This is a genomic window from Algibacter sp. (assembly GCF_049667265.1).
GTDB lineage: Bacteria > Bacteroidota > Bacteroidia > Flavobacteriales > Flavobacteriaceae > Algibacter_B.
On the sequence record NZ_JBATHX010000043.1, the window covers coordinates 1 to 10489 of the forward strand.

The 10489-nt window shown below is 35.6% G+C and carries 9 protein-coding genes and 1 pseudogene; 6 read left to right on the plus strand and 4 right to left on the minus strand.

Annotated elements, in window-relative coordinates; all coding sequences use genetic code 11:
• Nucleotides 1-116: 116 nt before the first annotated feature.
• From WBN21_RS01425 to WBN21_RS01440, 4 genes are all read right to left on the minus strand, one after another.
• Nucleotides 117-785: a dienelactone hydrolase family protein gene (locus WBN21_RS01425; RefSeq protein ID WP_424197529.1), complete on the minus strand. Its 669-nt coding sequence runs from the start codon at nt 783-785 to the stop codon at nt 117-119.
• A gap of 194 nt (nt 786-979) precedes the next feature.
• A complete protein-coding gene (locus tag WBN21_RS01430; RefSeq protein ID WP_424197530.1) occupies nt 980-1585 on the minus strand; it encodes a LutC/YkgG family protein in 606 nt (201 codons plus the stop codon).
• Nucleotides 1551-2918 (minus strand): LutB/LldF family L-lactate oxidation iron-sulfur protein, encoded by a 1368-nt coding sequence (locus WBN21_RS01435; protein ID WP_424197531.1) that lies wholly within the window; start codon nt 2916-2918, stop codon nt 1551-1553. Before WBN21_RS01435 ends, WBN21_RS01430 begins: the two co-directional genes overlap by 35 nt.
• Nucleotides 2919-2921: 3 nt before the next feature.
• Nucleotides 2922-3674 (minus strand): (Fe-S)-binding protein, encoded by a 753-nt coding sequence (locus WBN21_RS01440; protein WP_424197532.1) that lies wholly within the window; start codon nt 3672-3674, stop codon nt 2922-2924.
• A 282-nt stretch (nt 3675-3956) separates the two neighbouring features.
• On the opposite strand from WBN21_RS01440, the gene WBN21_RS01445 reads away from it, so the two are divergent.
• The 6 genes and pseudogenes from WBN21_RS01445 to WBN21_RS01470 form a co-directional block, all read left to right on the plus strand.
• Nucleotides 3957-5348 carry a purine-cytosine permease family protein gene (locus WBN21_RS01445; protein WP_424197533.1) on the plus strand — a complete coding sequence of 464 codons (1392 nt, stop codon included), beginning with the start codon at nt 3957-3959 and terminating at the stop codon, nt 5346-5348.
• A 3-nt stretch (nt 5349-5351) separates the two neighbouring features.
• Nucleotides 5352-5522 (plus strand): hypothetical protein, encoded by a 171-nt coding sequence (locus WBN21_RS01450; protein ID WP_424197534.1) that lies wholly within the window; start codon nt 5352-5354, stop codon nt 5520-5522.
• 114 nt (nt 5523-5636) lie between these two features.
• The gene (locus WBN21_RS01455; protein ID WP_424197535.1) at nt 5637-7124 is read left to right on the plus strand and encodes a xylulokinase; all 1488 of its coding nucleotides are present in this window, start codon (nt 5637-5639) and stop codon (nt 7122-7124) included.
• Between the two features lie 141 nt (nt 7125-7265).
• On the plus strand, nt 7266-8582 hold the full coding sequence (gene xylA, locus WBN21_RS01460; RefSeq protein ID WP_424197536.1) for a xylose isomerase: 1317 nt from the start codon (nt 7266-7268) through the stop codon (nt 8580-8582).
• A gap of 55 nt (nt 8583-8637) precedes the next feature.
• On the plus strand, nt 8638-10071 hold the full coding sequence (locus tag WBN21_RS01465; protein WP_424197537.1) for a sugar porter family MFS transporter: 1434 nt from the start codon (nt 8638-8640) through the stop codon (nt 10069-10071).
• 36 nt (nt 10072-10107) lie between these two features.
• Nucleotides 10108-10489: pseudogene (locus tag WBN21_RS01470) on the plus strand (galactose-1-epimerase); the annotation flags it as partial.

The window sequence follows — 10489 nt, forward strand, 5'->3', positions numbered from 1 at the left end:
ACACCAAAGTGGTTTATGCTAAATACTACTAGAAGTATTATTTAATAGATAAAAAAACTCAGCAAAGTTTAATTTTAGCTGAGTTTTTTATTTTATATAATTCAATATGATTCGACCTAATTTTCAATCGAAAAGTTAAGCATCCAATCAATCCATTCAATATTACTGAAAACCTTAGCATTTCCTTGTGCATGATTAGCGCCAGCAAAAGCAATATACTTTACATTTTTATTGCCAGCAGCTTTTAAGAGTGTGACCATATTTTTTACAGACGCTACATTTTTGCCATCTTCACCACCTACCATTCCGAATACCGGAAAATTAGCAAGTTTTGCAAAATCATCACTTTCTGAAACACCGCTAAATCCTGCTGGAGCAGCAGCTGCAAATCGTTCTGGTGAATCTAATATCCAATCCCAAGTACCTAATCCTCCCATACTATGCCCCATGAGGTATATTCGACTTGAATCTATTTCAGGATAATTTTTAAGTATGTAATCAAGCATTACATTTAGCGTTTTAGGATTCCACTTTTCAAAAGTATTGGGTTCTAAAAGAATGAGCTCTTTATGAGCTAATTCGACAAGTGATAAGCCTTTAACTTCGGAAGAACGCTTAAGTTGCTCTTCAATAGTCCATGTTTTTCCACCTGCGCCATGCAAAGAAATAAGCAGAGGTAGTTTTTCTTTGGTTTGATTTTTAGGAAATGCCATAAAAGCTGTTTTCTTCAAATCACCTAATTCAGATTGCAAGTCTTCTGGCCAATTTATAAGCCTTACTTCCATATTTTTGAAGCGGCTATTAATATCATCCAACGTCTTCTCTATGTTTGAATGCTGCGAAAAACTTATTAACGTAAAAAAGGTAAATATGATTAGAATTAGGTTTTTCATCGCTTCAATGTTTTTAATTAAATTATAGATATTCTGATACTTTCAAATAAATTCGACTATTGCTTTCTGCTCTTTTTATTTCGATGTTATACCAATAAAACCATTAAGCTCATGGCGCCATGTGCCCCAACTACTAAACATTGCTCAATATCCGCCGTTTTTGAAGGTCCAGATATAAAAACACCAAAATCTCTATCTCTCTTGTTAATTAAATCATAAGCTTGCAACATGTGCAAGCACAACTTGTTTTTATCAAGTATAATAACCAAATCATTTGTAATAAAAGGAAGGGCACGTACTAAACTATTATTCGCGGTTACCCAAATAGCCCCATTTTCAGAAACTCCAAGCTCGCCTTCAACTATGGCCAGATCGATAGCTTCAAGAGTATGAGGATCTGTTTCTTTAGAAACAGGAACGGTGCCTAAGGTAGATTTAGTGGTTGCAGAAACTATATGTTTAGCTTTTTGATAATTTGTGCTAATTTCTTTGTCAATAGTACTTATATCAACTTCTTTTACAATACCGCCAACCAAAGCCATGTTGCTTTTAAAAGTTGCTAGTAAATCAATCGTTTCAGCAAAAGCATCTTGATTTATGGTGGGCATTGGTAATGCCTCTGGCTTATTATTTTTTACAGCATTTAATATGGCTTCTCTACTCATTTTTATTTCGTTTTTTATACCATTCATCAAAACTTTCGTTTTTTATTTCAGGTAAATCTCTAGCTTTCCCCCAAGCATTTAACTTGTTATAAATCATAAATCGTGGTGCATGTTTTAACGCAAATCTCGCCGATTTCCCCGCCATTTTATATAATTTGGGATTTGATAAAACAACACCAGCTGTTTTTAAAATAGATTTTTTTATTATGGGCTGTTTTTCTTCTTGAACAATAACTTGTCGCCATTTATAAAGTTGCTCGTGGATATTAATTTTTACAGGACACACATTGGAACAAGAACCACACAAGGTTGACGCAAATGGCAATGAACTGTGTTTTTTCAAATCTTTTCCTGGTGACAAAATAGAGCCAATTGGCCCGGGAATAGTATAATCGTAGCTGTGTCCGCCACTTCTTCTGTAAATTGGACAAGTATTCATACAAGCACCACAACGGATACAATGTAAGGATGCTCTAAAATCTTCTCTACTTAATTGTTCTGTTCTGCCGTTATCAACAATTATAATATGCATTTCTTTGCCATCATCTGGTTTATTAAAATGCGAAGAATAAGTCGTTATAGGTTGTCCTGTTGCACTTCTAGCTAATAATCTAAGAAATACACCTAAATGTTTTTCTTGAGGTATAATTTTTTCAATACCCATACAAGCAATGTGGGCTTTTGCTAAATGCACACCCATATCGGCATTACCTTCATTGGTGCACACTACAAAACCACCGGATTCCGCCACCGCAAAATTAACTCCTGTAATAGCAACATCTGCATTTAGAAATTTATCTCTTAAGTGTTTTCTAGCTTCACTAACTAAATATTCAGGATTCCCACCGCTCGGTTTTGTGTGTAAATGTTCCTGGAATAACACATCAACTTCTTCTTTTGTTTTGTGTATTGCAGGAAGCACGATATGACTTGGTGGCTCTTCTGCTAATTGCACTATACGTTCACCCAAATCGGTATCAACTACTTCAATACCTTTTTCTTCTAGGAATGGGTTTAAGTGACATTCCTCGGTAAGCATCGATTTACTTTTTACAACTTTTTTAGCATTGTGTTTTTCTAAAATAGAATTAACAATGTTATTGTGATCTTCAGCGTTTGATGCCCAATGAACATGAACGCCATTTTTTTTTGCATTGGTTTCAAACTCTACGAGATAGTCATCTAAGTTTGATAAAACATTAGCTTTAATTGCAGAACCAAGTTCTCTTAAATATTCCCAACCCTTTACGTTATGGGCCGATTTATCTCGTTTCTCTCTAACATACCACAAGGCTTTATCATGCCAATTAACCTTAGCTTCATCTTTGTTGAATTCCGTTGCTTTTTGCGCGTGACCCATAATTTACAAACTATTATTTAGTATTTCAGCAATATGCATCACCCTAAGTGGTTGTTTATTTCTATTTACTAAGCCTTCTAAATGCATTAAACAAGAATGATCTGCACCTGTAATAACTTCAACATCACTATCTATATGATCTTGAACACGATCTTTTCCCATTTTTGTAGAAATAGCTTCTTCAAAAACAGCAAAAGTTCCTCCAAAACCACAACATTCATCTTTTCTGTTTAAAGTCATTAGTTCTAGTCCCTTAACATTATTCAATAAAGATTCCTCGGTTGAATACTGTGCACCCATAACTTCTGAGCACGACCCTAGTTTTAATCCTCTTAAACCATGGCAACTTTTGTGTAAACCTACTTTATGTGGAAATGAAACACCAACATCAGTTATGCCTAAAATTTTCACAATAAATTCACATAACTCATAAGCATTAGCTCTTACACGTTGTACTTCGGGCGTTTGTTCTATTATGTCAAAATGATGTTTTACGTGATAAATACAGCTCCCCGAAGGACCTACAATGTAATCATAAGCTTTAAAATTTTTTACAAATAAATTACAGATGCCTTTAGAGTCTTGTTCATAGCCCGAATTACCTAGAGGTTGTCCACAACAAGTTTGTCCCTGCGGATAGTCTACTTCAACGCCCAATTTTTCTAATAATTCAATGGTGGCTATACCAACTTGAGGGTATAATTGATTAACATAGCAAGGTATAAATAGGCCTACTTTTATTGTTTTCTTTTCCATTTATATAATTAAAGTCTAACTTAAGATAAAAATAATTGAATATAAGGCTTTATCTGTCCTGTTCTAACCTGCATTTTGGTTTAAGGTACAGTTAACGATAATCAATTATTAAAATTAAAGTCTCAATTATTTATTAGGTTTTAGTTATTTTAGAAGCTTTAATAAGCAGTATAGTACAGGATAGAGTTGTAGGATTGAGACTCTACATTTGGATTTAGCATTTGCTAACGGAAATGCAATGATATTAAAATTTTACAATCACAAACAACTAAACCAACTAGTATGATCCAACACAACATTGAAGACGATTATGAAGAATTAGCATTAGGCGAATTTGAAAGGACCCCTGTACCTGCATCAAGATTAAAAGGATGGAAATCATTTTTAGGAATGTTTGCAGGTGAACACGCTGCTGGTACTGAATTTATGATTGGTCCATTGTTTTTAGCTGCAGGAGCCAGTTTGAAAGATTTGATATTAGGGTTATTTATTGGTAATGTACTTGCTATACTTACCTGGAGATATATAGTAGCTCCGATAGCAGTATCAAAAAAACTTACCTTATATTATCAATTAGAGAAAATTGCAGGAAAGCATCTTGTAAAGGTGTATAATGTAGTGAATGGGGTACTTTTTTGCTTTTTAGCTGGAGCCATGATTACGGTTTCTGCTAGTGCTGTTGGAATCCCCTTTGGAATACGTTTTTCTGTTCCTGATAGTATTTTTGGTTTAAGTAGTGCTGCTTTTTCAGGAATTGTTATTGTAGTAGGTTTAGTAATGGCAATTGTCGCTGCTGCTGGTTACAATACGGTTTCTAAATTTGCCAACATTGCTGCACCTTGGATGATTATTGTTTTTGCTGCTTGTGGTATTTCTGCAGTATCTCAAATGGAAGTTGATTCATGGAAAAGTCTACTAACAGAATGGGATCAAGGAATAAGTGTGGTACAGTCAATTAATGGTAAGGTAGATTTTGGTTTTTGGAAAATAGTAATTTTCGCTTGGCTATGTAATGCAGCTATGCATTTCGGAATGTCTGATTTGAGTATTATGCGTTTTGCTAAGGATAGTCGTGCAGGATGGGGCCCTTCTATAGGGATGTTTTTAGGGCATTATATGGCATGGATTTGTGCCTCATTAATGCTAGCAGCCCAAATTAAATTAACAGGCGATATTTCTGCTAATCCGGGTGCTTTAGCTTGGAGTGTTGTGGGTTGGACAGGTATCATTTGTGTAATTATTGCAGGCTGGACAACGGCAAACCCTACTATTTATAGAGCAGGACTTGCTTTTCAAAGTTTGTTTTCTTCCAAAGCAAAGCCATATTCTGGTGTGATTTTGGCGGGTGTTGTAGCAACAATAGCTGGTATTTTCCCTTCGCTATCAAGTAAACTGCTTGATTTTGTGGGCTTATATGGTACTATTCTAGGTCCTATGGGAGGGGTTATTTTTGTTAACCACTATCTAGCAAAGAAAATGAATTTTACGGAAGACTATGCAGATGAAAAAGGTTCTAGTTTTAATATAGCTGTTTTATTAGCTTGGACTATTCCTGTTGCTTTTGGGTTATACTTTATCTTCGCAAAAGGTTTATTTCCTGCTTATGCAGTAATACCTTGTTGGATTGCGTCCAGTGTGTTATATGTACTTATAATGAAACTTCAAAAATCTTAAATTATGAAAATATTAAAATTAATTAGTGGTTTGTCAATAGGTGTTTTGATACTGCTAGTAGGCATACTTTCATTTAAAGGTATAATAGAAGAAGCCAATATGAAAACGTTTATGTTAATAGGAACCATCTTATGGTTCGTTACTACACCTTTCTGGCTAAAAGAAGATGAATAATTTTAAATACGAGGTGTTTTTTTAAATCTATATTACGCAAGTGTTCTTTGATTATTAATGACATTAGATTACTAAAAATATAGAATAAGATAAAAAATTAAGCGGAACAGTTAAATGAATTATTACTTAGGATTAGATATAGGAAGTTCTTCAATAAAAGCAGCATTAGTAGAAACTGAAACTGGCAAAAGCTTAGGTGTTGTGCAAGAACCTCAAGAAGAAATGAGTATGCACGCCCAAAAAAATGGTTGGGCAGAACAAGATCCAAACGAATGGTGGCTGCATATTTGCAAGGCTATTTCAAGTTTAAAAAAACAACATCATATTGGTAGTGCCCAAATTAAAGGTATTGGTATTTCTTATCAAATGCACGGTTTGGTTGTTGTAGATAACGAAGGAAACCCACTTAGAAAAAGTATCATTTGGTGCGATAGTAGAGCGGTTGAGATTGGCAATAAAGCCTTTGAAACCATCGGACAAGAAAAATGCGCATCTCAGTTATTAAATTCACCAGCAAATTTAACCGCTTCAAAATTAAAATGGGTAAAAGATAATGAACCTGATATTTACAAAAAGATTCACAAGTTCATGTTACCAGGCGATTATATTGCGTATAAGTTCTCAAATACAATCAACACCACTATTTCAGGATTGTCAGAAGGTGTTTTTTGGGATTTCAAAAATAATAGTATCGCAAATTTTCTACTAGAACATTATGGCATAGACAATGGATTGGTTCCAGATATTGTGGATACATTTGGTAAGCAATCTTTTGTAGATAAAAAAGGCGAAGCAGAAAGCGGTATCCTAGCCGGAACACCTATTTTTTACAGAGCAGGAGATCAACCTAATAACGCCCTGTCATTAAACGTATTTAATCCAGGCGAAGTAGCGGCCACGGGTGGTACTTCAGGCGTTGTGTATGCCGTAACCGATAGTTTGTCTGCCAAAGAAAGTTCTCGGGTCAACAATTTTGCACACGTCAATTATCAACAAGGTTCAAATCCAAGAATAGGCAAACTCTTATGCATTAATGGCGCAGGTATCCAGTACCGTTGGCTATTAAATAACTTAGCGGTAAACTCCTATGAAGAGATGAATAATCTAGCAGCTGAAATTCCAATTGGCTCAGACGGCGTTTGCTTAATTCCTTTCGGAAATGGTGCCGAACGCATGTTAAACAATAAAGACATAGGCACACGCATCGTCAACCTAAACTTAAATAACCATCACAAAGGTCATTTGTGTAGAGCAGCGCTCGAAGGCATTGCGTTTTCATTTGTATACGGTATGGAAATCATGAAATCCGACGATATAAAACCAACCGTCATTCGTGCCGGAAACGATAATTTATTCCGTTCAGAAATATTTGCCAACACGGTAGCCACCTTAATAGAGCAAGAAATAGAAATTTACAATACAACGGGCGCCATAGGAGCGGCAAGAGCAGCTAATTTGCATAAAGGCGATTTTAAGGCTTTTGGAAAAGTCATTATGGATAACGACCATGTCATGACATTCAAACCACTTAAAAACAAACAACCTTATATAGAAGGATATAAAAAATGGAAAAAAGAGTTAGAACACATTTTAAGTAAATAGCTTTTGGGCGTTACCCAAGGGTCGGGCTATCCGTTACAAGTCCTCGGTCGTGCCTCCCTGTGGGCTTTCCACTACTATCCCTAACGCAGTATAGAACAAGAATTAAATAAAATAAATAAATAAACGATTAAATATTTCATCATGGCAAGTAAAGAATACTTTAAAGGCATAAAAAAAATAAAATTCGAAGGTAAGGAATCAAATAATCCATTAGCATTTAAATACTACAACCCAGAGCAAGTAGTTGCGGGAAAAACCATGAAAGACTGGTTTAAATTCTCAGTAGCTTACTGGCACACGTTCTGTGGTCAAGGTTCAGATCCATTCGGACCAGGAACTCAAAACTTTGCCTGGGATCAGTCTTCAGACCCTATTCAAGCCGCAAAAGATAAAGCAGATGCAGCATTCGAATTTATTGGTAAAATGGGCTTCGATTATTTCTGTTTTCACGATTTCGATTTAATTCAAGAAGGTGCAACCTTTGCAGAATCAGAACAGCGATTAGCCATCATTACAGATTATATAAAAGCTAAGCAAGCCGAAAGTGGTGTAAAACTATTATGGGGAACAGCTAACTGTTTTTCAAACCCACGTTACATGAATGGGGCCGCAACAAATCCAGATTTTGATGTGGTTGCTAGAGCCGGAGGGCAAATAAAATTAGCCTTAGATGCCACTATAAAATTAGGTGGCGAAAACTATGTGTTTTGGGGTGGTCGTGAAGGTTACATGTCTTTACTAAACACCGATATGGGACGCGAGTTAGACCACATGGGCCAGTTTTTAGGTATGGCAAGAGATTATGCAAGAGCTCAAGGATTTAAAGGTAATTTCTTTATTGAGCCTAAGCCTATGGAGCCATCAAAACACCAATATGATTTTGATACAGCAACCGCCATTGGTTTCTTAAAAGAGTATGGTTTAGATAAAGATTTCAAAATAAATATTGAAGTAAACCATGCTACATTAGCACAACACACCTTTCAGCATGAAATAGAAACAGCAGCCAAAGCAGGTATGCTTGGAAGTTTAGATGCTAACCGCGGCGATTACCAAAACGGTTGGGATACCGATCAGTTTCCTAATAATATTCAAGAAACTACCGAGGCCATGCTTGTATTCTTAAAAGCAGGTGGTTTGCAAGGTGGTGGTGTTAATTTTGATGCTAAAATCAGAAGAAACTCTACAGATTTAGACGATGTATTTCATGCACATATTGGTGGTGCGGATACTTTTGCAAGAGCCTTGCTAATTGCAGATAAAATCATAACTTCATCGCCTTATGAGAAATTGAGAAAAGAGCGTTATAGTTCATTCGATTCTGGAAAAGGAAAAGATTTTGAAAACGGTAAATTAACGTTGCAAGATTTATACAAAATAGCTCAAGAAAATGGCGAGTTACAGTTAAAAAGTGGTAAACAAGAATTATTCGAAAATATTATAAATCAATACATTTAGGGAGTTAAATTGGCAGCTCTTAAAGAAATATCACTAACATTTAAAACTTATTATTTTGAAAACTGAAGAAAAGGTAAATAAATTATATGTCATCGGAATAACTTTAGTTGCAACTTTAGGAGGATTTCTTTTTGGGTTTGACAGCGGCGTAATAAATGGTACCGTTAAAGGGCTAGAAATAGCTTTTGATGCTCAAAATATTGGCAGCGGTTTTAATGTTGCTTCCATGCTTTTAGGTTGCGCTGTAGGTGCATTTTTTGCAGGTAAATTAGCCGATTTATATGGTAGAAGATCCATGCTTATTATGGCTTCTATATTGTTTATCATATCTGCATGGGGATCTGGAATTTCCACAACTTCAGTTGAGTTTATTGTCTATAGAATTCTTGGAGGTTTAGGCGTAGGAGCAGCTTCCGTAATGGCTCCTGCCTATATTAGTGAGATAGCCCCAGCTAAATATCGAGGCGCATTAGCCACGACGCAACAGATTGCAATTATTGCGGGTTTATTTTTCTCCTTTTTGAGTAATTATAAACTGGCAGATATTTCAGGTTCAGCTCTCAATATTTTGTGGATGGATTATGAAACCTGGCGTTGGATGTTTTGGATAGAATTAATTCCTGCCGTTATTTTCTTTTTTGCTTTGTTATTTATACCTGAAAGCCCTCGTTATCTTGTTGCGAAAAACCATAAAGAAAAGGCATTGCAAGTAATGAGTAAGCTTTATGGTTCACTTACTGGAGAACGCAAAGTACATGAAATTGATGCTTCATTGGCTACAGATCGCCACAAACCACGTTTTTCGGATCTGTATGACAAAACTTTAGGAAGAATAAAACCCATTGTATGGGTAGGTGTTGGACTTGCGGCGTTTCAACAATTTGTTGGTATAAATGTAGTCTTCTATTATGGTGCAGTACTTTGGCAAGCTGTTGGTTTTGATGAAAGTGATGCCTTATTAATTAATGTAATTTCGGGCGCGTTGAGTATTGCCGGTGTGTTATTATCGCTGGTTTTAGTTGATAAAATTGGCAGAAAGCCAATCCTTATGATTGGTTCGATAGGAATGAGTGTTACTTTGGCACTAGTAGTCTATGCTTTTTCCACAGGATCTCTTGAAGTAAGTCTGGCAAGCGGACAAGAGACTTTGAAGCTAAGCGATAACATGGGGATGTTAGCTCTAATTGCTGCCAATGCTTATGTGATGCTGTTTAACTTCTCATGGGGACCAGTTATGTGGGTGATGTTAGGAGAAATGTTCCCTAATCAAATTAGGGGCCTAGGTTTAGCGATAGCTGGAATATCACAATGGGGAGCGAATTTCATAGTCACTTTAACTTTCCCTATGCTACTCGGATCGATGGGACTAGCGTTTGCATATAGTCTTTATACAATAGGAGCTATACTTTCAGTATATTTTGTTTATAAATTTGTTTATGAAACTAAAGGCCTTGAGTTAGAGGAAATTGATAAGATTTGGAAAAAGTAGCCTCCTGTCAATTGATTTGGAGTTTAGAATCGTAGTATGACCATTGATAAAAACAAGTATGGATTAACGGCAGATGGCAAATCTGTAGATATTTACACTTTAAAAAATTCCAACGGAATAGAAGTCAGTATCATCACTTATGGCGGTATAATTACATCAATAAAAACACCAAATAAAAAAGGTTTCATAGAAAATATTGTTTTAGGCTATGATTCACTTCAGGATTATATAAAAGATAAATCTTATTTAGGAGCAATTATTGGGCCTTATGCAAACCGTATTGCAAAAAGTCAATTTACTTTAGACGGAAACCTTTATAATTTAGAAAAAAACGACGGACCAAATAATTTACATAGTGGTCCAAATGGGTTTGATAAAGTCCTGTGGAATGCTTCAACTAAAATAAATAAAAACGACC

Excerpts from the sequence above, each read along its gene's own strand:
- WBN21_RS01430 (WP_424197530.1), bottom strand. The coding sequence starts at position 1,585 with ATGAATGGTATAAAAAACGAAATAAAAATGAGTAGAGAAGCCATATTA.
- WBN21_RS01455 (WP_424197535.1), top strand. The coding sequence starts at position 5,637 with ATGAATTATTACTTAGGATTAGATATAGGAAGTTCTTCAATAAAAGCA.
- xylA (WP_424197536.1), top strand. The coding sequence starts at position 7,266 with ATGGCAAGTAAAGAATACTTTAAAGGCATAAAAAAAATAAAATTCGAA.
- WBN21_RS01440 (WP_424197532.1), bottom strand. The coding sequence starts at position 3,674 with ATGGAAAAGAAAACAATAAAAGTAGGCCTATTTATACCTTGCTATGTT.
- WBN21_RS01445 (WP_424197533.1), top strand. The coding sequence starts at position 3,957 with ATGATCCAACACAACATTGAAGACGATTATGAAGAATTAGCATTAGGC.
- WBN21_RS01425 (WP_424197529.1), bottom strand. The coding sequence starts at position 785 with ATGGAAGTAAGGCTTATAAATTGGCCAGAAGACTTGCAATCTGAATTA.
- WBN21_RS01435 (WP_424197531.1), bottom strand. The coding sequence starts at position 2,918 with ATGGGTCACGCGCAAAAAGCAACGGAATTCAACAAAGATGAAGCTAAG.
- WBN21_RS01450 (WP_424197534.1), top strand. The coding sequence starts at position 5,352 with ATGAAAATATTAAAATTAATTAGTGGTTTGTCAATAGGTGTTTTGATA.